The 23,954-nt window shown below is 52.0% G+C and carries 21 protein-coding genes; 11 read left to right on the top strand and 10 right to left on the bottom strand.

Going from position 1 to position 23,954, the window contains the following annotated elements; genetic code table 11:
• Position 1: 1 nt before the first annotated feature.
• Both AC1EKE_RS01865 and AC1EKE_RS01860 read right to left on the bottom strand, forming a co-directional pair.
• Positions 2-1,015: a beta-ketoacyl-ACP synthase III gene (locus AC1EKE_RS01865; protein WP_480307838.1), complete on the bottom strand. Its 1,014-nt coding sequence runs from the start codon at positions 1,013-1,015 to the stop codon at positions 2-4.
• A 229-nt stretch (positions 1,016-1,244) separates the two neighbouring features.
• Positions 1,245-1,730, bottom strand: a complete 486-nt coding sequence (locus AC1EKE_RS01860) for a helix-turn-helix transcriptional regulator (protein ID WP_480307836.1) — start codon at positions 1,728-1,730, stop codon at positions 1,245-1,247.
• A 584-nt stretch (positions 1,731-2,314) separates the two neighbouring features.
• Here AC1EKE_RS01860 and AC1EKE_RS01855 point away from each other — a divergent pair.
• The 7 genes from AC1EKE_RS01855 (at position 2,315) to xseB (ending at position 10,509) form a co-directional block, all read left to right on the top strand.
• Positions 2,315-3,076 (top strand): dihydroorotate dehydrogenase electron transfer subunit, encoded by a 762-nt coding sequence (locus AC1EKE_RS01855; protein ID WP_480307834.1) that lies wholly within the window; start codon positions 2,315-2,317, stop codon positions 3,074-3,076.
• A gap of 5 nt (positions 3,077-3,081) precedes the next feature.
• Entirely contained in the window at positions 3,082-3,996 is a 915-nt protein-coding gene (locus AC1EKE_RS01850; RefSeq protein WP_480307832.1) for a dihydroorotate dehydrogenase, read from the top strand.
• Between the two features lie 421 nt (positions 3,997-4,417).
• Positions 4,418-7,207: a leucine--tRNA ligase gene (leuS, locus tag AC1EKE_RS01845; RefSeq protein WP_480307830.1), complete on the top strand. Its 2,790-nt coding sequence runs from the start codon at positions 4,418-4,420 to the stop codon at positions 7,205-7,207.
• A 40-nt stretch (positions 7,208-7,247) separates the two neighbouring features.
• Positions 7,248-8,210: a YitT family protein gene (locus AC1EKE_RS01840; protein WP_480307829.1), complete on the top strand. Its 963-nt coding sequence runs from the start codon at positions 7,248-7,250 to the stop codon at positions 8,208-8,210.
• Position 8,211: 1 nt separating this feature from the next.
• Positions 8,212-8,808 carry an RdgB/HAM1 family non-canonical purine NTP pyrophosphatase gene (gene rdgB / locus AC1EKE_RS01835; RefSeq protein ID WP_480307828.1) on the top strand — a complete coding sequence of 199 codons (597 nt, stop codon included), beginning with the start codon at positions 8,212-8,214 and terminating at the stop codon, positions 8,806-8,808.
• Between the two features lie 13 nt (positions 8,809-8,821).
• Positions 8,822-10,267, top strand: a complete 1,446-nt coding sequence (gene xseA, locus AC1EKE_RS01830) for an exodeoxyribonuclease VII large subunit (RefSeq protein ID WP_480307826.1) — start codon at positions 8,822-8,824, stop codon at positions 10,265-10,267.
• Positions 10,268-10,272: 5 nt separating this feature from the next.
• Positions 10,273-10,509, top strand: coding sequence for an exodeoxyribonuclease VII small subunit (gene xseB / locus AC1EKE_RS01825; RefSeq protein WP_297126501.1), 237 nt, complete (start codon positions 10,273-10,275; stop codon positions 10,507-10,509).
• Positions 10,510-10,609: 100 nt separating this feature from the next.
• On the opposite strand, the gene AC1EKE_RS01820 is transcribed toward xseB, so the two are convergent.
• From AC1EKE_RS01820 to AC1EKE_RS01800, 5 genes are all read right to left on the bottom strand, one after another.
• On the bottom strand, positions 10,610-12,148 hold the full coding sequence (locus AC1EKE_RS01820; RefSeq protein WP_480307823.1) for a RecQ family ATP-dependent DNA helicase: 1,539 nt from the start codon (positions 12,146-12,148) through the stop codon (positions 10,610-10,612).
• A complete protein-coding gene (locus tag AC1EKE_RS01815) occupies positions 12,145-12,675 on the bottom strand; it encodes a CinA family protein (RefSeq protein WP_297126507.1) in 531 nt (176 codons plus the stop codon). The genes AC1EKE_RS01820 and AC1EKE_RS01815 overlap by 4 nt, the downstream gene beginning before the upstream one ends.
• A gap of 14 nt (positions 12,676-12,689) precedes the next feature.
• Complete coding sequence (tsaD, locus tag AC1EKE_RS01810; protein ID WP_480307821.1) at positions 12,690-13,730, bottom strand: tRNA (adenosine(37)-N6)-threonylcarbamoyltransferase complex transferase subunit TsaD; 1,041 nt, start codon at positions 13,728-13,730, stop codon at positions 12,690-12,692.
• A 148-nt stretch (positions 13,731-13,878) separates the two neighbouring features.
• Positions 13,879-16,029, bottom strand: coding sequence for an ATP-dependent Clp protease ATP-binding subunit (locus AC1EKE_RS01805; protein ID WP_480307820.1), 2,151 nt, complete (start codon positions 16,027-16,029; stop codon positions 13,879-13,881).
• A gap of 17 nt (positions 16,030-16,046) precedes the next feature.
• Positions 16,047-16,766, bottom strand: a complete 720-nt coding sequence (locus tag AC1EKE_RS01800; protein WP_480307819.1) for a cytidylate kinase-like family protein — start codon at positions 16,764-16,766, stop codon at positions 16,047-16,049.
• 684 nt (positions 16,767-17,450) lie between these two features.
• On the opposite strand from AC1EKE_RS01800, the gene dapB reads away from it, so the two are divergent.
• Genes dapB through AC1EKE_RS01780 form a run of 4 tightly spaced genes read left to right on the top strand, consistent with a single transcriptional unit; the run spans position 17,451 to position 21,499 of the window.
• Positions 17,451-18,182, top strand: a complete 732-nt coding sequence (gene dapB, locus AC1EKE_RS01795; RefSeq protein WP_480307817.1) for a 4-hydroxy-tetrahydrodipicolinate reductase — start codon at positions 17,451-17,453, stop codon at positions 18,180-18,182.
• Position 18,183: 1 nt separating this feature from the next.
• Complete coding sequence (gene lepB, locus AC1EKE_RS01790) at positions 18,184-19,602, top strand: signal peptidase I (protein ID WP_480307816.1); 1,419 nt, start codon at positions 18,184-18,186, stop codon at positions 19,600-19,602.
• Between the two features lie 11 nt (positions 19,603-19,613).
• Positions 19,614-20,216, top strand: a complete 603-nt coding sequence (locus AC1EKE_RS01785) for a WbqC family protein (RefSeq protein ID WP_480307814.1) — start codon at positions 19,614-19,616, stop codon at positions 20,214-20,216.
• Positions 20,213-21,499 (top strand): M64 family metallopeptidase, encoded by a 1,287-nt coding sequence (locus AC1EKE_RS01780; protein WP_480307813.1) that lies wholly within the window; start codon positions 20,213-20,215, stop codon positions 21,497-21,499. Before AC1EKE_RS01785 ends, AC1EKE_RS01780 begins: the two co-directional genes overlap by 4 nt.
• A 10-nt stretch (positions 21,500-21,509) precedes the next feature.
• On the opposite strand, the gene AC1EKE_RS01775 is transcribed toward AC1EKE_RS01780, so the two are convergent.
• The 3 genes from AC1EKE_RS01775 to AC1EKE_RS01765 are packed head-to-tail and all read right to left on the bottom strand — an operon-like array spanning position 21,510 to position 23,947.
• Positions 21,510-22,430, bottom strand: coding sequence for a dimethylarginine dimethylaminohydrolase family protein (locus AC1EKE_RS01775; RefSeq protein ID WP_480307812.1), 921 nt, complete (start codon positions 22,428-22,430; stop codon positions 21,510-21,512).
• An 18-nt stretch (positions 22,431-22,448) separates the two neighbouring features.
• Entirely contained in the window at positions 22,449-23,327 is an 879-nt protein-coding gene (miaA, locus tag AC1EKE_RS01770; protein ID WP_480307811.1) for a tRNA (adenosine(37)-N6)-dimethylallyltransferase MiaA, read from the bottom strand.
• On the bottom strand, positions 23,324-23,947 hold the full coding sequence (locus AC1EKE_RS01765) for a hypothetical protein (protein ID WP_296163092.1): 624 nt from the start codon (positions 23,945-23,947) through the stop codon (positions 23,324-23,326). The genes miaA and AC1EKE_RS01765 overlap by 4 nt, the downstream gene beginning before the upstream one ends.
• Positions 23,948-23,954 lie beyond the last annotated feature (7 nt).

Genomic DNA, 23,954 nt, shown 5'->3' with positions numbered 1-23,954 from the left:
CTTACACCTCCGGTGTGTCGTAAGCCCACTTAAGTAAGGCCGTTCCATAGGTGAGACCAGCGCCAAAGGCGGTCATTACTATATTATCTCCTCTTCGTATCTGCTTCTCACACTCACTGAGTACAATGGGTATAGATGAGGATGAGGTGTTGCCACAGTGCCCGATATTGACTAACAGTCGATCCATCGGCAGCTCAAGGCGCTCAGCTACAGCACTCATAATCCTGAGATTGGCTTGGTGAGGAACCACCCATGCCACTTGATCCTTGGTGAGACCATTTCGCACGAGTACCTCCTGCGACGTCTCACCCATAGTCGAGACAGCGCACTTGAAGATCACTCTCCCATTCATCTTGATGAAGTGCTCCCCATTCTCAATCGTCTCATGCGAGGCGGGTCGGGCGGAGCCTCCTGCAGGGATGATCAAGTCATCGCGGTGACCGATATTCTTATTCCCGATCAGGACGTCTATCACCCCCACCTCGTCCTCCGTTGGCTCGATAAGTGTCGCTGCACCACCATCGCCGAAGAGGGGGAGGGTCGAGCGATCAGAGGGGTTGGCAAAGTAGCTATTCTTCTCTGCTGTCACCAGAAGGATCTTACGATACAGCCCACTCTCGACTAAGCCTCGAGCAATCTGCAACCCGAAGATAAATCCGCTACATGCAGCCTGAAAGTCGTAGCAAGGCACGCCATCCGGGATCCCCGCCTCGGCAGCTATGATGGATGCAGTTGATGGGAAGATGTAGTCTGGCGAGTTGGTTGAGCAGATCACCATATCTATCGTCGATAGATCCATTGGGTGGCGTCTCACCAAGTCGCGAATTGCCTCTACGCCCAGCACAGAGGCTCCCTCGGTCCGGTCTCTCAGTATGTGACGCTGATGGATGCCGACCCGCGTCGTGATCCACTCGTCCGAGGTGTCGACCATCATGGCAATGTCGTCATTGGTCAATACATCCTTGGGCAGATAGTGTCCAATGGCAGTAATAGCAGCTCTGAGGTGCTTTGTCATATAATGCTATAGTGTGTACGTCTGTGCCGTAGGAAGAGAAAGGCACAAGTGTGCAAATGGCAAAACCTTCCCCTTTACAACGCCAAAGGTACAAATTTCTCATCTTATCTGATGAGTGTGCAATTTGCTTCCCCACACCACGTCCCGATGAGTATGTATAGAGGACAAGAATCGATCAAAAGACGCTCACTGTCGTACTTAGCTTTGCAAAGAGCATCCAGCGATAGCGTCACTGAGGGTCGATCGGGAGATCGCCTGGGCGTGAGGGGTAGAGTGTCTCGTAGGTATTGTCGTCATAGTAGATGATGACCCTCTGTACCCGCCTGACAGACACCTTCGCAAAAGGACCGAGTGAAGGAAGACTCCTCCTTCTCTCAGTAGGTGCTTTTTCAGAGCCCGTCTGGGTCTCGGAAGTTGGTCCTGTAGTGGAGTCCGTCGCTACTGTAACACCTGGAAAAAGGGGGATCGTGGAGCTCCTCGCTCGCTCCTCACTATAGGCCTCAGTCCACATAGCGCCATTGCCATGTATGAGCCAGTCGGACTCGTACTGGGGGTACGTGCTGAGTATCTTCGTGATTACCTCCATACTGGGATTATTTCTCCCTGTAAGTACGTGATTCAGCGTCGATGTATTGATGCCGGTAGACTCTGCGAAGGCGGCTTGGGTGACTCCCTCGGTCTCTATCATTAGCTTAATTCTGTCCCTTATATCCATATATAAATGTATAGCTTACGTCCGGGGTCATATATATCCACGTCCACTATGCAAATATATATGTAAATATCGATACAATCCCACTTGTATGGGTGGATTAACGATCACAAGCATCAATGTATGTGTGCAGTCACTTAAAATAGTGTCAATGGTTATGTGATTAAATTAATGGTTTTCAAGATTCTATACTTCATAGAAACATGCAGCATAGTCACTCCGATGGCTGCGTAATTCGTGTAGGCTAAATTAATTCTAAACATTCATCTGTAATTTAATGGTATTCATAGTTATGCGTCACAAGAGCATGCGACTGTTCTCTGTTGATATTAGGGATCCAACTGTTCCACGATCACATGCATTCGATCGCCCGATATTGAGATCTGTCCAGACCAAATATCTAAATGTATAGGTGCAGTTGTTTGTATGCATGTATATATTAGTTTACTTATGTGGATATCCGGGTGATTTCTATAGCGGGAGTGTGGAGAGATAAGGTAATAATCGTAAATTTGGGAGTATAAGATGAACCTTGAATAGGGATCATAGAAGACGAGTGGGGGGGCATTGTGAAATATATGCGACAGATGAAAGACCTTAGTATGTCCGTGTGCGACATACGACACTTCAGCGATACGCTCTATGGCATACGCGTGGAGCCTATTGACAGGGCAGTGAAGGTGCCTCCCTTTGCTCCTGGACAATTCGTGCAGCTACGCATCCATGCACCGGAGGTGCTACTGAGACGTCCTATCTCTATCTACGGAGGGGGTGAGGATCACTTGGATCTACTTATCCAAGTGGCCGGTAAAGCGACACGCTACTTAAGAGACGCTCCCATAGGGACGAGTGTGGAAGTGCTTGGACCCCTCGGTAATCACTTCAGCGCTCCTATCGGAGAGAGTCCTCTATTAGTAGGTGGCGGAGTGGGCATTGCACCTCTCCTGACGATGGGTCGCCACCTACTCAGTCAAGGATACGAGCCGACTTTTCTCCTCGGAGCTCGCGCTGACAGTGCCTTTCCCGATCTCACCCCCTTTGAGGAAGTGGGCGAGCTTCTCATCACTACTGAGGATGGGAGCCTTGGCGAGCAAGGCTTCGTGACTGAGCACACTGTCTGGGGCAAGAGGACATTTTCTGATATATACTGCTGTGGTCCCACTCCTATGATGAAGGCGGTTGCAGATATCGCCCGTAGGAATAAGATCCGTTGCGAAGTGTCCCTGGAGAATATGATGGCCTGCGGCATCGGGATCTGTCTCTGCTGTGTAGAGCCAACGGTGCGTGGTAATGTGTGCGTCTGTACGGAGGGACCAGTATTTAATATCGAGGATCTATTGTGGCAATGAAGCAGATGAACGACTTAACGACTAAGATAGGCAGTCTCGTGCTGAAAAATCCTGTCACTACAGCCTCCGGAACCTTTGGTGATGGTGTGCTGATGAATCAGGTGTACGATGTCTCTCAGCTGGGTGGGATCTTTGCAAAAGCGGTGACGCTGGAGCCTCGTCAGGGAAATCCAAAGCCTCGAATGGCGGAGACCCCCTCAGGGATGATCAATGCTGTCGGGCTGCAAAATAAGGGGCTCGACTATTGGATTGATCACATCTATCCTGAGGCCAATCGGCTCGGGACCGAGATCATCCCCAACGTAAGCGGCTCCACGATAGCCTCCTACGTACAGGTGGCAGAGGCTCTTAATGATCTCGATCTGGTACATGCGATCGAGCTGAATATCTCTTGTCCAAACGTGAGGGATGGGGGTATGCTCTATGGGGTCTCTTGTGAGGGCACTGCCGAGATCGTAAAGGCGGTGCGGAAGGTCTTCGATAAGGCGCTTATCGTCAAGCTTACGCCCAATGTGACCAGCATAACCGACATTGCTCAGGCTGCTGTAGACGAGGGCGCTGATGCACTATCGCTGATCAATACCATTATGGCTATGGCAGTCGATGCGGAGCATAGGAGACCAAAGATCTCCACCATCACCGGTGGTCTCTCTGGTCCTGCAGTCAAGCCTGTGGCACTAAGGATGGTATGGCAGGTGTCTCAGGTCGTCGATGTGCCGCTGATAGGTATTGGTGGGATCTGCGACTGGAGGGATGCGATCGAGTTCATCCTATGTGGTGCCTCGGCAGTTCAGATCGGCACTCAGAATTTCGTCGATCCTCTGGCTCCTCTCGGTGTGATAGCAGGGATCGACGACTATATGACCCGACACCACTTCTCGTCCGTTACGGAAATGGTTGGGGCGCTGGTCACCGACTAAGACGACTTCCGTTTTTACCTGGGCGGACACCTCTTTTTTTTTAGCTTATGTCCATCCATTAGATACCATAGCTTGTGACGGACGAGAGGGAGCACGGACACACTCGATTCTTTTACCGGTATTAGTGACGACTAATACCGGTAAAAGAATTCGCTAATACCGATATTAGACTGAGGGTTCATTTGACGGAGGTACGCTTGGTTTTGCTATAGACCTAATGTAACCCGTTGCCTATTGATAATCAGTCTGTAGTGATCCGATTAAAATTGCTCCCTCTGCTTGGACCGTGAGGCTTAGGCTTGAGACGGCGAACACTGAGGCGATTGTCACGGAAAAGCGGTCATTCTGTGAAGCAGAGTTGTCAATTTTTTGGTATTTTTGCACGCGATAGAATAGTCTGACAGACCAAGAGAGTAGCTTTATGTCCTACAATTTCACAGAGATAGAGAAAAAGTGGCAAGCCTGGTGGCGAGACCACAATATATACAAGGTCACGGAGGAGCCATCTAAGAGGAAGTTTTACTGCCTGGATATGTTCCCTTACCCCTCTGGAGCCGGTCTCCATGTGGGGCATCCGCTTGGCTACATTGCCTCAGACATACTAAGTAGGTACAAGCGGCTCTGCGGCTTCAATGTCCTGCACCCTATGGGATATGATGCCTATGGTCTGCCGGCAGAGCAGTATGCGATCCAGACCGGTCAGCATCCTGCCGTCACCACCAAGATCAATACAGACCGGTATAGGAAGCAGCTGGACAATATAGGCTTCTCCTACGACTGGAGCCGAATGGTAATGACCTGTGATCCGGAGTACTATAAGTGGACGCAGTGGGCGTTTATCCAGATGTTTCACTCCTACTATGATACTAAGGAGGATAAGGCACAGCCGATCTCCACGCTTGTGGATCACCTATCCAAGAGGGGAACTGAGGGACTGAGTGCTGAGGGGTCCGAGGAGCTCTCGTTCAGCGCTGACGAGTGGAATGGATGGGATGAGAAGAAGCAACAGGAGGTGCTGATGAATTACCGGCTCGCTTATAGAGGTGAGACGATGGTCAATTGGTGTCCCGCCCTTGGTACTGTGCTTGCTAATGATGAGGTGAGCGAAGGCTTATCCGTACGCGGTGGGCATCCTGTGGAGCAGAAGGTTATGAAGCAGTGGTGCCTTCGCGTGTCAGCTTATGCGGAGCGACTTCTGTCGGGGCTGGACCATATAGACTGGACGCCCTCGATCAAGGAGACCCAGCGCAATTGGATTGGTCGCTCTGAGGGGGCTGAGATTACTTTTCACCTCAAGGATAGTGACGAGTCGATTACGGTCTTCACCACTCGGGCCGATACGCTCTACGGGGTGACCTTTATGGTGCTGGCTCCGGAGAGTTCTCTGGTGGAGGAGGTGACCACGGACGAGCAGAGGGTGGCGGTCGATGCCTATCTCGATCGGACGAAGAGGCGGTCCGAGAGGGAGCGTATGATGGACCACTCGGTCTCCGGAGTCTTCTCCGGCAGCTACGCCATCCACCCGATAACGGGCGAGGAGATCCCGATCTGGATCAGCGACTATGTGCTCATCGGCTATGGTACCGGCGCCGTGATGGCAGTACCCGCTCACGACTCAAGAGACTTTGCCTTCGCAAAGCACTTCTCTCTCCCTATCATTCAAGTGGTCAAGGGGAAAGGCACTGAGGTGAGCGATCCGGCATCTTGGGATGAGTCTCTCGATAGCCACGAGGGGACGATGATCCACTCCGGTTTCCTCGATGGGATGAGTGTCGATGAGGCGATCGGAGCGATGAGAGACTACGTAGACAAGCACAAGCTTGGTCGCAAGCGTGTCAATTACCGACTGAGGGATGCGATATTCAGCCGACAGAGATACTGGGGAGAGCCGATCCCCGTCTACTACAAGGACGGCATACCCTACACTCTGGATGAGTCGGAGCTTCCTCTGGAGCTCCCTGAGGTGGATAAGTATCTCCCCACAGAGTCAGGCGAACCACCTCTTGGTCGGGCCAAGGACTGGTGTACTAAGGAGGGCTACCCCCTTGAGCTGTGCACGATGCCCGGATTTGCCGGCAGCTCAGCCTACTACCTGCGCTATATGGATCCGCACAATAGACAGGCACTTGTCAGCAAGGAGGCTAATGAGTATTGGAGAAGTGTGGATGTCTATGTGGGGGGAACGGAGCATGCGACCGGCCACCTGATCTATAGTCGTTTCTGGAATAAGTTCCTTTACGACCTCGGCTATGTCTGCGAGGATGAACCCTTCCGTAAGCTGATCAACCAAGGTATGATCCAGGGAAAGTCAAGCTTTGCCTATCGTGTCATTGGGACCAATACTTTCGTCTCGCTGGGTAAGAAAGATGCGTATGAGGTCCAGCCGATCCATGTGTCGGTCGGGATCGTCCATAATGACCGACTGGATCTAGATGCCTTCAAGGCCTCTCAGCGAGAGCTTAGTGATGCAGACTTTATCCTCGAGGACGATGGCTCCTATATCTGCGGTAGTGCAGTGGAGAAGATGAGCAAGTCGTACCTCAATGTGGTCAACCCGGACGATATCATCGAGCAGTATGGCGCTGATACTCTGAGGGTCTATGAGATGTTCCTCGGCCCGATAGAGCAATCCAAGCCTTGGGATACGAATGGAATCGATGGAGCCTTCCGTTTCCTTCGTCGCATCTATGGATTCTTCTTTGATGACGAAGGGGCGCTGAAGGTGACGGACGATAAACCATCGAAGGACTCTCTGAAGTCCCTGCACACTGCTCTTAAGAAGGTAACCGAGGGCATTGAGTCTTACTCCTTCAACACATGTGTGAGTGCTATGATGGTCTGTGCCAATGACCTTGCCAGCCAAAAGTGCACCTCAATGTCATTGCTCCAAGACCTTATCGTAATGCTCTCTCCCTTTGCTCCGCACCTCGCTGAGGAGGTGTGGCATGCACTGGGACACTCTGATAGTGTCGTGGATGCCAAGTGGCCGGAGCTAAATGAGGACTTCCTCAAGGAGTCCACGATTACCTATCCGATATCCTTCAATGGTAAGGTGCGCTTCACTATGGATCTACCTGCTGAGATGAGTAAGGCAGAGATTGAGGAGGAGGTGCTTCGGTCTGAGGACACTCTGCGATACCTTGAGGGTAAAGAGCCTCAGAGGGTCATAGTGGTACCTCATAAGATTGTCAATATTGTCCTTGGAAAGTAAAAGGACGCTTTCACGAATAGTTTTATTTAACTTATAAATCATGGGCATAAGCAAATCAGCTAAGATCTGGCGCGAGGTAGAGGATTATATCCTGATCTTCCTTACTCTGCTCCTGTACACCTTCTTCTGGAGAGGGTTTATCTTTTCGCACGAGATCACCTCGGGTGGACTCTCCGGTATCGCTTCGGTCATCACTTGGGCCTGTGATAAGGCCGGTATGACCTTCGACGTAGGTTGGCCTTACAATATCATCAATGGTATCTTAGTGATCCTGTCGGTGATCATACTGGGATGGAAGTTCTCCATCCGCACTGTATTTAGCGTGATTGTCCTCGGTATTTCGATACCGGCATCGGGACAATTCTTTGATACCCCGATGCTGCCCGACGATCCGGCTATGGCTGTGATCATCGGATCTATTGGTATCGGATTCAGCCTTGCAATGATCTTCGCAAGGGGTGGCTCGACGGGTGGTACCGATATTATCGCGTCGATCATCAATAAGTATAAGCATATGGCCATTGGCCGTGCTCTCTTAGCGATCGATGTGATCACCGTGGGACTCTCATGGTTTATCTTTCAGGATCCGGATAAGCTGGTATACTCCTTTATCCAGATCATCACCTGCAATCTCTCGGTCGACTTCTTCCTCAATGGCTACCGTCAGTGCGTGCAGTTCTTCATCATCTCCTCTAAGTACGATGAAATCAGTCAGCTGATCATCAAGGAGGCAGGACGCGGTGTGACCCTGCTCAAGGGTGTAGGAGCTTTCTCCGGATCTGATATGAAGGTGATGATGGTCATCGCCCGACGCGCTCAGACAGCCACGATCATGAGGATTGTGAAGGACATTGACGAGCGAGCTTTCATCACCGAGGCACCTGTAAGGGGAGTCTATGGCGAGGGCTTTGACGTCAACTACGTCAAGCCTACGAAGAAACAGAAAGAGGGACTTGAAGAAGTGACTTCATCGACGAGTCATGGTGAGGACTCACCAGAGTAATATGAGTGAGAGGCATCGGCTGCTCCTAGCGACTCACAATGAGCACAAAACTCAGGAAATAAGAGATCTCATCCTCCTTGAGGGACTGCCTTATGACGTGGTGTCCCTCCATGAGATGGGCGATGATGAGGAGATAGAGGAGACGGGAACGACGATCCGCGAGAACTCTATGATCAAGGCTCAGACCTGTCATCAGCGTCACCATATGGACTGCTTCGCTGATGACACTGGTCTCGAGGTGTCGGCACTTGATGGTCGCCCAGGAGTCTATACAGCTCGCTATGCTGGCCCGGAGTGCCGTCCGGCCGACAACATTCGAAAGCTCCTCCACGAGCTGGATGGAGTAGCGGACCGGAGCGCAGTCTTCCGGACGGTCATCACTCTGATCTTGGATGATCGGGAGCACTGCTTCGAGGGTGAGGTCCGCGGAGTGATTACGAAATCGCCTCAGGGGGAGGGTGGATTTGGCTACGACCCGGTCTTCCGTCCCGAGGGCTTTGATCGTACCTTTGCGGAGATGAGTGAGGAGGAGAAGAATCGCATCAGCCACAGAGGGAGAGCCACAGAGGCACTGATCCGTTTCTTAAGGTCACTGTAGTCACTATCTGCCTATGAGCGTGGGAGCATCGAGGATCAGTCTCTTTGAGGACGAAGAGGAGGTTAAGGCGTTTAAGCTGAGTGAGTTGCTCGGCAGCGTACGTCGTGCTCTCGATGCGAGCTTCAAGGGATACTATAGGATCGTGGCTGAGGTGGCGAGCATTAATTCTAATGCTTCCTCAGGACACTACTACCTAGAGCTGACTGAGTCGGATACGAGTGGGCGAAAAGTTGCTTCCTCACGAGCTACTATCTGGGCAGGGAATGCTACTCGGGTGATGCAGCGCTTCTGTGACGTGACTGGGGACTATCCGCGTGCTGGAATGGAGCTCTTGATGACTGTGAGTGTCTCCTTTCATGAGCTGTATGGTTTCTCCCTCAATATCCTGGATATTGATCCTAATCACACTCTGGGCAATCTGGAGCGCATCCGTCGTGAGACGATTGAGAGGCTAAGAAAGGATGGCATTATTGATCTCAATAAGGAGCAGTGTACTCTCCCGACACTCACACAGCGGATAGCCGTCATCTCCTCTGCGACCGCTGCAGGGTGGGGTGACTTCAGTGATCAGATGCGGAAGAGCAATCTTGCCGGACTCTTTCACTTTGATCTCTACGCAGCTACGATGCAAGGCGCTACCACCACTCAGACAGTGATACGTGCTTTGGATCGGATATATGATCATGCGGAGTCGTATGATGCTGTGGTGATCTTAAGAGGTGGGGGCAGTCCCATCGATCTGTCCGCATTTGATGACTATAGGCTCTGCGAGTATATAGCGAACTTCTGTCTGCCGGTCATTACCGCTATCGGGCATGAGCGTGACTTCTCTGTGGCTGACCATGTGGCCAATACCTCTGTCAAGACGCCCACGGCAGCTGCAGAGTTTCTGATCCATCGCTTGGAGGATCAGGTAAATAGGGTCGTCAATGCCGGTGATCATTTGAGTACTCTGCTTCTCGATCGCTATCATCGAATGCAACAGCTACAGGTCGATCACCCCTCTCGACTGGGGAAGGTGCTGTCCGCGCTCGAGCATCGAGAGAGCGATCGTATGCGCCGCTCAGAGAGGCTACTGACCAATGCTCTGCATAGTCACCAGGATGCTCTTCGTGATTGGGTTGAGACCCTCACAAAGCGCGCTACTGCGCTACTCTATGATCGTAGGTTGTACGTCGGCTCTCAGTCCGTCGGCCTTGAGAGCAGGCGCCAGCGTCTATCCACGATCCTGACGAGGATTGTCCCGCAGGAGCAGGAGCGACTGGACAACTATGCCAAGCTAGCAGAGCTCTATAATCCAGAGAAGATTATGAGGCGGGGGTTCCTGCCGGTGCTGCAGGGAGGACGTCAGCTCTCCTCGGTCGAAGAGGTGGATAGCGATACTGACATTCAGATCCTGATGATCGACGGCTCCATCGAGGGGCAAGTCTCCCGCATACTTAAGGACAAGACACAATAAGACCTATGACTAAAGAAGAGATCAAGGAAAAAGTAGACGCTCTGACCTACGATGAGGCTATTGCTGAGACGGAGCGTGTGCTCTCACATTTGGAGGAGGGTAACCTGCCGATCGATGAGGTACTTAGCCAAAGTCGCTATGCAGTGGCACTGATCACACATTGCCGGACAAAAATTGCCCAGGTAGGGAAAGAGGTCGATCGTATATTGGACGACTTGGATCCTACTCCCGATAAGGAGTAAGGTCTTAAGCACCCTTGTACAGGGCCATCATCGGTCACTGTGGAAATGACTGCATGACCACCGATTGCCATACTACCATTGTAGCAGAGGGCAAGTCGTGTCACGCTTTCTTACGATAGGGGGTGAACTTTGTTAGCGTCAGCGTTCTCTCTCCCCGTAGCACTTCCCAGCCGAGCTTGGTCATCGTGAGGCTACAGCCCTTACTGTAGTCGATGGCGATGAGACCATTCTGAGCCATTTGGTATACATACTCTCGCCATGCCAGCCAGGTCTCGTCCCTTCCGATCCCAAAGGTGGTCAGCCTGCTGAGACCTCTATCCCATAGCTCCCTCCGCTGCGATCCTATCAGGATATTTGCTACATCCTCTATGGTGACCGTCTCCTGTGCCCTAACGATAGTACTCATTACCTTCTGAGCATATATCGTACCATCAAAGGTTGCTTCCGGTGGTAAGAGACAGATGTCGCAATTGTTGCAGACCTCTGCTGTCTCCTGCCCGAAATATCCGAGCAAGATCTTACGTCGGCATACGGTAGCCTCACAGAAGCGCTTCATATACTCCATCTTGGCTCTATTGAGATCCTCGTTGGAGGAGTCTTTCATAAGCAGCTCGAGGATCTTAAGGTCACCATAGGAGTAGTACATCACTGCCTCTGCCGGCTGACCATCCCTTCCTACACGCCCGATCTCCTGATAGTACTGCTCTATATTCATGGGCATACTGTAGTGGATCACCCATCTGACATCGGGCTTATCGATCCCCATACCGAAGGCAACTGTAGCACAGACGACCTGCACCTGACCGGAGAGGAACGCTCGGTGTACGATGAGTCGAGACTCGGGAGACATCGATGCGTGGTAAGGGAGTGCATGGATATTCTGACCATTGAGGTAGTCGGACAGCATCTCGGTATCCTTCCGCTTGGTGCAGTAGATGATCCCACTGGAGAGTGAGCCATGCTCATCGATAAAGTCTGCTATCTCCCTCAGCTTTTCCCTCTTCCTTACCCCTCTTCGTACGGTTATGTGAATGTTGGGTCGATCAAAGTCCCCAACAATCTCGAGGGGATCAGCCAGCTGCAGCTTATTCACTATGTCCTTACGGGTTGCAGGATCCGCTGTCGCAGTGAGTGCGATGATAGGGTGATCGGGATATCTCTGCTTAAGAAAACCGAGCTGCGAGTACTCAGGCCTGAAGTCGTGTCCCCACTGACTGATGCAGTGTGCCTCGTCAATGGCAAAGAATGAGATCTTAGCACTCCGCAGGATGTACTCCCCGGTCTGGGACATCAAGGTCTCAGGGCTGATGTAGAGCAGCTTCAACTTTCCCTTGAGTAAAAGCAGAAGCACCTGACGCCGGGCAGCATCAGGCATAGAGCTATTGATGGTGGCAGAGGGGATGTGACGACGATTGAGTGCATCGATCTGATCTCTCATCAGGGCAATGAGCGGCGAGACCACAATGGCGCATCCATCACGCAGGAGGGCGGGAAGCTGGTAGCAGATGGACTTACCGCCTCCTGTGGGCAAAATGACCAACTGATCACGACCCAGGAGGAGGTTTCGGCAGGCTTCTTCCTGATTGGGTCTGAAGCCATCGTACCCAAACGCCCTCTTCAGCGCCTCCTGAAGCGTCATCCTTTCTGGATCTTGACGTACTTCTGTAATTCCTCGAGCAGTAGAGAGAGCGCTTGCTGGGCGATGTAAGCGCGGTTGGTATTACGTCCCTCATCCTCATGCTCGAGCCAGCGAGAGACCGTTCCCATAGGCGAGTGGACGGCAATCCAAGCGGCACATGCCTTGTACCCCTCACTCTCAGCCGGACCGGCGACACCTGTCGTGGATAGCGAAAATGCAGCTCCGGAGAGTTTTGCAACGTGCTCGCACATCGCCATTGCTGTCGCCTCCGAGACCAGCCCATCCCGAATCTCCCGATCCAAGAGTCCGAGTACCTGCTGCTTACTATGTCGTGTATAGGTCGTCACCCCGGTATCAAACCAGTCAGAGGCCCCGCTGATACTTGTAAGGGTGGCAGCGATCAGACCACCGGTACAGCTCTCAGCGACTGAGAGATGAGCCCCGATGGAGAGGAGAAGGTCGGAGACCTCCTCCGATAGGTGTCCTAAGTCTGACAGATACTTGTGTAATGATTTGTCGTACTCCATATGTCCAAGTATGATTAGATCGTTATCCTTGAGTAGGGGGCGTCACTCATCTCGCTACGATGACCGGCGGCATAGAGACATGCTCCAGCCATAGCAATCATAGCGGCATTATCTGTCGTGTAGCTGAAGGGGGGGATGAAGACAGCCTTCCCGCTCCGCTCACCATAGTCTACGAACGCTCGTCTTAAGCGACTATTGGCAGAGACACCGCCTGCCACGCCTACCTGATCGATATTGAGATCCTTGGCAGCCCGCTCCAGCTTCTCCATAAGGAGCTCGACCACGGTCTCCTGTAGCGAGGCACAGAGATCCTCCTTATTCTTATCAATAAAGTCCGGATCTCTCTCGAGATTGTCCCTCAGTGTATAGAGAAAAGAGGTCTTCAAGCCACTAAAGCTATAGTCGTAGCCACTGATCCTAGGCTTAGCGAAGTGGAAGGCATGTGGGTTCCCCTCCTTCGCTAGTCTGTCTACAATAGGTCCACCGGGATAGCCCAGCCCCATCACCTTGGCACACTTGTCAAAGGCCTCCCCAGCAGCATCATCTATTGTCTTGCCGATGATCTCCATCTCAAGCGGACTATGTACCAGGATGATCTGAGAGTTTCCTCCCGACACCAAGAGACAGAGAAAGGGGAAGTGCGGGACCGGTCGATCCTCCCCGGGTTGCTGTACAAAGTGCGCCATCACATGTCCCTGCAGGTGGTTGACATCGACCATCGGGATCCCCAGAGCCTGACTCATCCCCTTGGCGAAGTTGACCCCGACCAGGAGTGACCCAAGTAGTCCCGGACCTCTCGTATATGCAATCACATCCAAGTCATCCCGAGAGATCCCAGCCTGACGGATGGCTTCGCTTACGACGGGGACTACATTCTGCAGGTGAGCCCGACTCGCGAGCTCGGGGACGACACCACCATATTGCTCGTGCACTTTCTGGCTGGCAATAACGTTGGACAACAAGGTCTGTCCCCTCAGCACAGCTGCTGAGGTGTCATCACAGGAGGACTCGATGCCTATGATGACCTTATCGGGATCTATAGAAAACTGTGTCATACAATACTTGATTACTCACCTACAAAGATACTCAATTGTGTAGGACCTTAGCATCGCTGATAGTGATCTCACCTATGATCCTCTGTATCAGAAATAGCAAAGGACACCATAGATTGCTCTATGATGTCCTTCTCCGTACAAGTGGCTATCAGGAGACAAGAGTCGGCTCAGGGACTCTGATCCTCAGCTTCACATCCTTCCCTCTACCTGTCGTGTCGAGAAGGTAGTGCTCGCCGGGCCTGACCTCACCACTGATGATGGCATCGGTAATCATCTCCTCAATATACTGAGCAATAGCGCGCTTGAGGGGTCTAGCACCCAGCTTGGGATCAAAGCCCTTCTCAGCCACGAAGTCACGAGCCGCATCGGAGTACTCCACCAGGATATTGATATCCTGTAGTCGCTTGTCCAGCTTGCTCAGCTCGAGGTCGGTGATGCGGCGGATATCCTTCTTATTAAGCTGATTGAAGGTTACGATCTTGTCGATACGATTGAGGAATTCGGGTGCAAAGTGCTTATTAAGCGCCTTACGGATCACCTGATCCGCTGCCTCACTACTGTCGACAGATAAGTCCTTAAAGCCTATACCGGTCCCAAATTCGCTCAACTGTCTGGTACCGACATTCGAGGTCATGATGATGATGGTATTCTTGAAATTGACCTTATCCCCGGTACTATCTGTGAGTACACCATCGTCAAGGATCTGTAGCAAAAGGTTCTGCACATCGGGGTGAGCCTTCTCGATCTCGTCGAAGAGGATGACCGAGTATGGGCGACGCTTCACTTTCACCGTCAGTTCACCGCCCTGGTCGTAGCCGACGTATCCGGGTGGGGCACCGATCAGGCGTGATACGGAGTACTTCTCCATAAACTCGCTCATATCCACGCGGATCATAGCCTCCTCAGTGCCAAAGAGCTCTTTGGCGAGCATCTTAGAGAGGTAAGTCTTACCCACACCGGACGACCCAAGGAAAAGGAATGAGCCGATCGGCTTGCCAGGGTCCCGTAGCCCCACCTTATTACGCTGGATGGCCGTCGCGATGTCCCGGACGACGTGGTCTTGTCCGATCACCTTAGACTTAAGCTTACTCTCCAGCTTGCCCAGAGTACCGAGGTCATTGGCGGAGAAGGACTGCACCGGCACACCACTGCCGAGGGAGACCACATACTCCACCTCTTGAGTATCGACGAGGGTAGGGTCCCCAATGAGGTCTCCACGCTCTAAGCTTCGCTTAAGCGCCTTGAGATCCTCGTGGTACTGCTTCTCTTTATCTCGCGCTTGTGAGGCAAGGTCGTAGCGTCCCTGATTGACATACTGAAGCTTAAGCTTACGTATCTCATCGATCTTATCTTGATAGGGTGTCAGGTCTACCGGCTTCTGATTCTTGATGAAGGAGTAAGCCCCCGCCTCATCCATGGCATCGATTGCTTTGTCCGGGAACTGACGATCCGTCACGTAGCGCTCCGTCAGGTGAACTGCCGACTCAAGTGCCTTATCGGTATAAGTCACGTGGTGATGCTTCTCATAGATCGGCTGGAGCTTCTTAAGGATCAGTAGCGTCTCCTCCTCATCGGGAGCATTCACTATGACTTTCTGGAATCGCCGATCCATTGCCCCATCTTTCTCTATGCTCTTGCGGTACTCCTCGAGCGTTGTGGCACCGATGCAGCGGACCTCGCCACGAGCAAGCGCAGGCTTGAGCATACTGGCAGCGTCAATACCTCCCTGCGAGTTTCCACTACCCATGAGGGCATGTATTTCGTCTATGTAGAGGATGATGTCAGGATTGGCCTTAAGCTCGTGGATGATCTTCTTCATCCGCTCCTCAAATTGCCCCCGATACATCGATCCCGCAACCACGGAGGCCATATCTAATGATATGATCCGCTTATTGAGGAGGTAGGGCGGGACCTCACCCGCTACGATCCTCTGTGCTAGTGCCTCTACGATAGCTGTCTTGCCTACGCCTGGTTCACCGAGGAGTAGGGGGTTATTCTTCTTTTTTCTGGCGAGGATCTGGGTGATGCGCTGAAGCTCCTTCTCGCGCCCATAGACAGGATCCAGCTTTCCTTTCTTCACTTGGTCACTGAGCCAGGTACCGAAGGAATCTAGTGTCGGGGTCTCAGTCTTACCCTCCTTACCCTTATCTCCGTTCGACTCAGGCCCATCCGGGGAGTCGTCACCATCGTGAGAGGAGGGCTGGTCAAAGAGCGTGTCAAAGTCACTCTGATCAGCTATCAGAGTCTCAGCCAGCTCGCCATATATCTCCTTATGATCAATTATATGCTTATCTAACATCTATGCAACTTACTTAGTTATGGATTGGGACCCTCCTTTGCGTCCTCCATAGAAGTACCCTGGAGTGGGAACCCCTTGGAGCGAAGTACGTCCATCACTAAAGTAGTTGCATAATCTATGCCAAAGAAGGAGGGCTGGATGGCTAAGTCGTAGCTCTCACAGCGTCCCCAGCGCTTACCGGTGTAGTAATTGTAGTATTGCCGTCTATTCTTATCCAGCTTAAGGAGTCGGTCAATGGCCTCTTCCTCGCTTACTCCCTCATAATCCCGCTGGAGATTCTTGACCCGTATCTCCATCGGCTCAGATATGTAGATAGTCAAGAGGTTGGGGTGATTTCGTAGAGTAAAGTCGGCTGTGTGCCCTAGGAATATGGCAGAGCTCACTCTTGCCAGCCTGAGTATCGTCTCAGCCTGCATCGAGTGGATATTCTTATTGGATAGAAAGTTGTCAGAGTAGGTGATCATAGACCCCGATGAGGCGTACTCAGAACCATAGAATATTGGGACTGAGAAGTCTGTATTGTCCTCATTCTGCACAAAGAGATCCTTCCGTATATTGTGATCCTTAGCGGCTAAGTCAAATATATTGTCCTCGTAGACCGGCACACCAAGCTTTTCCCCCAGTCGATGAGCAAAGGTGACGCCACCACTGCACTGGGACCTCGAGATGCAGATAGCAAATTTATCGCGCGGTAGAGCAAGCTCCTCATCTTGGTGGATTTTGTCAGACTCCTTCATGGCATAATAGTTTCTATTAGTTATATACTCTTAGGACAAAGTTAAGCAAACCCCTTCATATCGCTATAACGACCCAGACCAACCATAGTTGTGGCATATTGGAGGTGAGGTATGCTCTTATGCCTTACGATGATTGTGAGTGCGTAGATACAGGGAGCAGACGTATTACGTAACTGAGTGTAATATCTTAAGACTGGTAGCTGGTGAGACTTCGGTGACTCGGTGAAGATAGGGTGGTATTATTGATTATTTTTACTCAGCATATATACCCTTCCAACCGCCTACTTAACATAATCGCTATTATGGCTAAAAATAGGTTTGAACAAAATCTGTACAGCACCTTTGCTGCAAATAATGCTGAGCAGGTGCTGTAGAGTCACCGCAGTCGTGACCTATCAAGAGGTGGCGTGAAAACAGAGCAAAACTCCCCGCAAACCATAGTCATTTCTTTTATCGGTATTAGTCGCGACTAATACCGATATTAGACAAGGCTAATATCGGTAAAAGAATTCACTAATACCGATATTAGCACACCGTCAGATCGAGTAAGCTTTTGACTGGTCCGCAAAGTCCCTGAGCTCAATTGCTCAAGATGTGAGGCTATGTTGATAATTGATTACATTTGTGACCACTTCTGTCAGCTACGGAAGTTTACACCGAGCAAATCACATATATATAGTTGCAATGAAAATAACTCTGATAGGATATGGACGTATGGGTCATGCCATTGAGCAGGTGGCCCATAGCCGGGGGCACGAGATCGTTGGACGCATTGACAAGGACGATCAAGCATCTATCCCCTCCGAGACTGATGTCGTCATCGACTTCTCCACTCCTGACAGCGCTTATAGTAATATTCGTAGAGCGATCGCGAGTGGCTTTCCCGTAGTCAGTGGTACTACCGGGTGGACCGATCGTATGGAGGAGATCCGGGCGCAGGTCAGAGAGCGTGATGGGGCTTTCTTTTACTCGTCCAACTTCAGCATCGGGGTCTTCCTCTTCCGTCACTTAGTGAGAGAGGCTGCTAAGCTGATAAATAATCTCTCCCAGTACTCAGAGGTTCAGATGGAGGAGGTACACCACATCCATAAGCTCGACTACCCCAGTGGCACTGCCCTGACTGTTGCCGGTGACATTATCTCGGAGATGGATCGATACAGAGACGCAAAGGCCTATCTCGGCAATGCAGAGAAGCCTACCATAGCTGAGGACCAGATACTTATACACTCTCTTCGTGAGGGAGAGGTGCCCGGCATCCACCGAGTAGCCTTTGGCAGTCCTCAGGATGTGATCAGGCTGGAGCATGAAGCCTTTGGGAGAGAGGGCTTTGCAATGGGGGCCGTGATGGCTGCAGAGTTTTTGCAAGGTAAGAAGGGATGGTACGGCATGGAGGATATGCTGCACTTCGATAAGTGATATGAAAAAGATAGACTTCAAGGCTGTCCCCAAGCGGGATTGGATCAAGTTTGGCGCTTGGGCGATCGCCCTACTCTTATTTGCCATTTGGGTGGGCAGTGTGTGGCTCTTTGTGGTCCCTACCCTGCTGATTTTTGACAATTATATCACCCACATTATCCCCTGGCGGTGGTGGCAGAGCTCCTCGAGTAAGACTCTGCGCAGCACGATGCGACTCGTAGAGGACATCGTTGTCGTCCTGATCGCGGTACAGGTACTCAATATCTTTTTCTTCCAAAACTTCAAGATCCCCTCTTCCTCACTTGAGAAGACCTCCCTTGTGGGCGATCACCTCTTTGTCTCTAAGCTGAGTTTTGGACCGAGATTACCGATGACCCCGCTCGCTTTTCCTTTGGTGCACAACCAATTCCCCTGGAATGGGAAGAAAGCCTACATCGATAAGCCTCAGCTCCCCTATAAGCGCATCAGCGGTCTTGGTCGTCTTAAGCGAAATGAGCTGGTAGTCTTCAATTTCCCCGCCGGAGACACTGTCCCACTTAAGGTGACCAATCCTGACTACTACACCCTCTGTCACCTCTATGGGAGGGATCGGATCTGGAGTGATCCGCGCACGTTTGGCAAGGTGGTCGCACGTCCCGTGGACATGAGAGATCACTATGTCAAGCGCTGCGTGGGGCTTCCGGGAGATGATCTTGAGGTGCGACACAACGCCCTTTATATCAATGCGAAGGAGGTTGATACACCGCCTCACGCTCAGCTCAATTACTTCGTACAGACCGATGGCACGATGCTGTCGGAGGATGAGCTGTATGAGCTGGGGGTGGCTCGAGACGATATCGCCCTACTGGATGGGCTAGACCAGTCTTACTATCCTCTCTATGAGCAGCTCGGCTTTACCGGAGATATGACTAAGGGCTTCGGGCTGATCTACCATCTGCCCCTCACCAAGTCTATGCGGGAGATGCTGCAGAAACACAGCGGGGTCCTCCATATCGAGGTGGAGCCTGATCCCGGACAGTCAGTCTTCACGACATACCCTCTCAGTGACTTATTTGACTGGACGAGGGATAACTATGGCCCGATCCACATCCCGGCTAAGGGCGAGACAATCCACCTAACAGCGGAAAATCTGGCTCTCTACGAGCGGTGCATCCGGAACTTTGAGCATCACACGATAGAGAAGACCACATCGGGTGTACTGATAGACGGTAAGCCGGTCTCGTCCTACACCTTTGAGATGGACTACTACTTCATGATGGGTGATAATAGGCACAACTCTGCCGACTCCCGAGCTTGGGGCTTCGTCCCTGAGGATCACATCGTTGGTAAGCCACTCTTCGTCTGGCTATCGCTGGATAAGGACAGGGATCTCCTCCACGGTAAGATCCGGTGGCGGAGATTTGGAACTGTGCTGAAGTAAGAAAAAGTGGTATGCTCTCTCTGCCCACCCTCTTTGCTCCTGCAATCCTGCAGGTCAAACTGATGATGGATCATCCTAATGCGGTGATCAATGTGAGTGAGCAGTATCAGAAGCAGACGCTCCGCAATCGGACCTATTTCCTTACCCCACAGGGTGCTACACCTTTTACGATACCGGTGGAGCACTTTGCCTATCCCTCTCCGCCCACGTCAGAGATCTATCTTGCCGAGCACGATCACTGGAGACATCGGCTGGAGGAGGCACTGCGCTCCTCGTACTGCTCCACGCCCTACTGGCAGTTTTATGAGGATCAAGTGATCTCTCTCTGTCATTGTGAGGTGGGAGGTAGGCTCATTGACTTCAATCAGCATTGGCTCACCTTTATCCTCGGAGAGTGGTGTATCCCTACACCCCCGATAGTATCTGAGGAGGTGAGAGATGGAGAGCACAGGTCTGACATCGCCCTACCCTCTCAGCTGCGTGAAGGTAGGGCGGTCCTACCGAGGTACTGGCAGGTCTTTGAGGATCAAAGTGGATTTGTACCCAACCTGTCAGCACTCGACCTACTCTTTCACTTAGGTCTGGAGGGCCGACTTTATCTCAATAGATTATGAATACGATCTCTCGAGCGGCTTTGCTGCTGACTGTACTCCTTCTCCTGCCCTGTCGCCTTATCGCCCAGGACTTTGGAGACTACTTTATTGACCAGACCCTTCGCCTGGACTATATCTTCTCCGGAAATGCCAGTACTCAAGACATCTCCCTGCTGGCTTACTACAAGATTCCAGGCTGGTATGGCAAGAGGCATCGCTTAGCCGAGACGCCGATGAAGGGGAATGGCACGATCACAGTCAGAGACCTTGCCACCGGGAGGGTGATCTACAAGCATCCTTTCTCGTCGCTCTTTCAGGAGTGGCTGAGTTACCCACAAGCACAGGAGAGTGGCAGGAGAGCCTTTGAGAATGTCTCTCTGATCCCTATGCCGAAGCAACCGGTGGAGGTTAGTCTCGAGCTCCGAAATAGCCGTCACGCTGTCATTGCCTCTATGACACAGCGCATAGACCCGCACGATATTCTGATGACCCCACTCGGCAACCAGGGTATCCTGCCCTACACCACTCTTCAAGCCCCCAAGGACAGCTCCCGAGCGATCCATATAGCATTTGTAGCTGAGGGCTATACGGAGGATGAAATGGAGGATTACTTGGCGGACGCCCGTAAGGCTGTAGCGTCAATCTTTGGGCACGAGCCCTTCAAGTCTTTGCGTGATCGCTTCTCCATCATAGCGGTTCGCTCTCCCTCAGCGGAGAGCGGTGCTTCCATTCCCTCCAAGGGGATCTGGCGGGACACTGCGCTCGGCTCGCATTTTGACACCTTCTATAGTGAGCGCTACCTCACGACACTGCACCTCCGCAAGCTGCACGACCTCCTCGCCGGTACGCCCTACGAGCATATCATCGTACTGGTCAATACGCCCCACTATGGCGGAGGTGGGATACTCAACTCGTACAACCTCTCGATGACCAAGCATCCGGCATTTGTCCCAGTGGTGACGCATGAGTTTGGACACAGCTTTGCCGGACTGGCGGACGAGTATGCTTACGAGGCAGAGCAGATACCGATGTATCCGACCGATGTGGAGCCGTGGGAGCAGAATATCACTACGCTGAAGGAATTTAGTGCCAAGTGGGTCGACCTGCTACCCGCAGAGGTGTCCGCCATACCGACTCCAGAGGAGTGCAACTATCCCGTGGGGGTGTACGAAGGAGCCGGCTATAGCCTTAAGGGTGTCTACAGACCCTCTAAGGACTGTCGTATGAGGACCAATACCAATCCTGAGTTTTGCCCGGTTTGCCAAAGGGCAATCCGCGAAGTGATTGACTTCTACACAGACTAACAAGCACCGATCAGTACCGCCTGACCAAGGGCTGAGTAGTGCACCGGAGCAAGCCTCCCAGCTTGCTCACCTCCCTGTATGGAGTCGTCAGCACTTCCAGTCCTCGAGCTTCAAGCCAATCTTTCAGTCTTGCGAAGGAGCTGTCTATGATCACCTTTCGCGGGGAGAGACTGAAGATATTTGTATTCATCTCGAAGAACTCCTCACGTGTAATGGAGAAGACATTCTCCGGACCGAAGAGTGATACAAGGAACTCATAGTCAGAGTAGTGGCGGAATGCACCCGGGAAGATGATTGCCAAGTCCTCCCCTACCGGCTGGAAGGCACAGTCAAGGTGCAAGACGCCCCGATAGGGGTCGTGGTCATCCTTGATCAACTGCAGTGGGATGATCTCTCGTCCAGGGAAAAGACCCTTGAGGAAGCCTATGGCATACTTGTTGGTTCGTGCGGTGCTGTAGCGGTCGAAGTCGGTTGTCAGGTGGCATCCCAAGAGTATCCGTCCATCTCTAAGTAGCGTCACATCGCCACCCTCCACTGAGACGTAATCGGGTGCCGTCACTATCTTATGCGGCTCGATCTGAGACCAGATCGCATCGTACGCCTTCATCTCCTGCTCTCTATCAGCAATGATATTGGCACGGACAAACGTATCTCCGATGACAAACCCCACATCCCGAGCAAAGATCTGTTGCATACCCCTATGTCGACCGGGGCGCAAGACAGTCACGCCCTCCCTCTCCATCAGTGAGACAAATGCCTCCACTTCGCGATTGAGATCCTCATCCAGAGGATATTGGTCGTGAAGGATGGTGTGGTACGTCTTGGCGTCGTAAGCTTCCTCCAGTGCCGGAGGCTCACCATTATGGAAGGCGACACCGGCCACGACCGTATCCAGCTCTCCTACTTCGTCTAATATCTTTAAGTCAATCATAGTAAGGCAAATATAGGATTAATTCTCCTTCTCCTCCAAGTTTAGCAGCCTGATGCCCGGTATTTTTTCAAAGAATGTGATCTGCTTCCTAGCGTACACTCGGCTATTTTTCTTCACCCTATGGATCGCTTCGTCTAGCGAGCATTGGCCATCTAGATATTGGATCACCTCCTTGTACCCGATGGTATTAAGCGCATTGCAGTCCCGATGTGGGAGTAGACTACGAACCTCCTCGACAAGCCCGCTCTGAAACATCCGGTCCACCCGCCGATTGATCCTCTCATAGAGGATAGGACGGGGACGAAATAGACCCCATACCTCATGCTCGTATGGAAAGATGCGTGGAGTATGGGTGTGCCAAGAGGAAAAGGGACGGTGGGTGGTAAGCCAGACCTCAAGCGCACGGATCATCCGCTTGTGGTTATTGCCATCCACGGAGGCGAGGTACTGAGGGTCCACCTCCGCCAGTCGGGACTTGATGGGACCGATCCCATGAGCCTCAAAGCACTCCCACAGTTGTCGCCTTACCTCAGGATCCGGCTCAGGGATAGGATCCATCCGGTAGAGGAGCGCCTGAATGTACATCATCGATCCGCCAACGACAAGAGCGGTATCATGAGTCGTGAGTACCTCATCAACGACTGCGAGGGCATCTGCTGCGTAGTCGTATGCATTGTAGGGCTCGGTGACCTCACGCGTAGTCACGAAGTAGTGACGGATCTCACTCATAGCCTCAGGAGAGGGGGCATCGGTCCCGATGCTCATCCCTCTGTAGAGCTGCCTGGAGTCAGCCGATATGATAGGTATGGAGAGCGAACGAGCCAGCTCTACGGCATAAGCGGACTTACCCACTCCGGTAGGTCCGGTCAGGATGATCAGCCGCTTATCTTTCGTCAAAGGGGAAAGTCCTCAGTGGGGACCTCGTTGTCAAATTCCCCCGACTCATCTGAGGTGCCAAAGCCCTCAGGATCGATCTCTGTGCTGTCGAAGGCATCGCTCCCATACTCATCGGGAGTAGACTCCTCATTCAGCTTCTTCTTTCCTGTCTCGACAACCTCAGCGTCGACGGACTTGACCTTCGGCTCCTCCTTTTTCTTGACCTCCTCCGGCAATCTCTGGAGTGGCGGCTCTCCCTCTGATCGAGAAAGGACATAGGAAGAAGGGAGACTACCGGAGCTGATCTCGCGTAGCTCTATGTAAAATGCCCTCGACCGATCAGGGTCATAGAATAGCATTAGTCGCTGTCGCTCAGTGTCAAGGAGCTCAGAGAGACGCGTGCGCTCCATAAGGAACACATCCTCATCAGAGCGGCTGTGGGGTGGCTCCACCTCATAGATCGTCACCTTTTGACTCCAAGTATGGTCAGTAATATGGATCAGACTTGGCTCCACAGGAGAGTAGCCGATCTCATCGTAGAGTGCGTTGCGCAGATCGCCAAAGGTGGCCTCACTGCCGATCCTGAGGTCTCGACGGAAGGATCGAGCTTCCGGAGAAACGATGACAAAACGATAGATCATACTCAGA

The organism is Porphyromonas sp. C0041D3 (assembly GCF_056590575.1).
The sequence above is the reverse complement of the archived record's forward strand: the minus strand, read 5'-3'. Positions and strand labels throughout refer to the sequence as shown.

Coding starts and splice junctions, on each gene's coding strand:
- AC1EKE_RS01805 (WP_480307820.1), bottom strand. CDS start 16,029: ATGTTAGATAAGCATATAATTGATCATAAGGAGATATATGGCGAGCTG.
- AC1EKE_RS01840 (WP_480307829.1), top strand. CDS start 7,248: ATGGGCATAAGCAAATCAGCTAAGATCTGGCGCGAGGTAGAGGATTAT.
- rdgB (WP_480307828.1), top strand. CDS start 8,212: ATGAGTGAGAGGCATCGGCTGCTCCTAGCGACTCACAATGAGCACAAA.
- AC1EKE_RS01775 (WP_480307812.1), bottom strand. CDS start 22,430: ATGATTGACTTAAAGATATTAGACGAAGTAGGAGAGCTGGATACGGTC.
- xseA (WP_480307826.1), top strand. CDS start 8,822: ATGAGCGTGGGAGCATCGAGGATCAGTCTCTTTGAGGACGAAGAGGAG.
- AC1EKE_RS01850 (WP_480307832.1), top strand. CDS start 3,082: ATGAACGACTTAACGACTAAGATAGGCAGTCTCGTGCTGAAAAATCCT.
- AC1EKE_RS01765 (WP_296163092.1), bottom strand. CDS start 23,947: ATGATCTATCGTTTTGTCATCGTTTCTCCGGAAGCTCGATCCTTCCGT.
- AC1EKE_RS01820 (WP_480307823.1), bottom strand. CDS start 12,148: ATGACGCTTCAGGAGGCGCTGAAGAGGGCGTTTGGGTACGATGGCTTC.
- tsaD (WP_480307821.1), bottom strand. CDS start 13,730: ATGACACAGTTTTCTATAGATCCCGATAAGGTCATCATAGGCATCGAG.
- AC1EKE_RS01780 (WP_480307813.1), top strand. CDS start 20,213: ATGAATACGATCTCTCGAGCGGCTTTGCTGCTGACTGTACTCCTTCTC.
- AC1EKE_RS01855 (WP_480307834.1), top strand. CDS start 2,315: ATGAAAGACCTTAGTATGTCCGTGTGCGACATACGACACTTCAGCGAT.
- dapB (WP_480307817.1), top strand. CDS start 17,451: ATGAAAATAACTCTGATAGGATATGGACGTATGGGTCATGCCATTGAG.
- leuS (WP_480307830.1), top strand. CDS start 4,418: ATGTCCTACAATTTCACAGAGATAGAGAAAAAGTGGCAAGCCTGGTGG.
- lepB (WP_480307816.1), top strand. CDS start 18,184: ATGAAAAAGATAGACTTCAAGGCTGTCCCCAAGCGGGATTGGATCAAG.
- AC1EKE_RS01800 (WP_480307819.1), bottom strand. CDS start 16,766: ATGAAGGAGTCTGACAAAATCCACCAAGATGAGGAGCTTGCTCTACCG.
- AC1EKE_RS01860 (WP_480307836.1), bottom strand. CDS start 1,730: ATGGATATAAGGGACAGAATTAAGCTAATGATAGAGACCGAGGGAGTC.
- xseB (WP_297126501.1), top strand. CDS start 10,273: ATGACTAAAGAAGAGATCAAGGAAAAAGTAGACGCTCTGACCTACGAT.
- AC1EKE_RS01865 (WP_480307838.1), bottom strand. CDS start 1,015: ATGACAAAGCACCTCAGAGCTGCTATTACTGCCATTGGACACTATCTG.
- AC1EKE_RS01815 (WP_297126507.1), bottom strand. CDS start 12,675: ATGGAGTACGACAAATCATTACACAAGTATCTGTCAGACTTAGGACAC.
- AC1EKE_RS01785 (WP_480307814.1), top strand. CDS start 19,614: ATGCTCTCTCTGCCCACCCTCTTTGCTCCTGCAATCCTGCAGGTCAAA.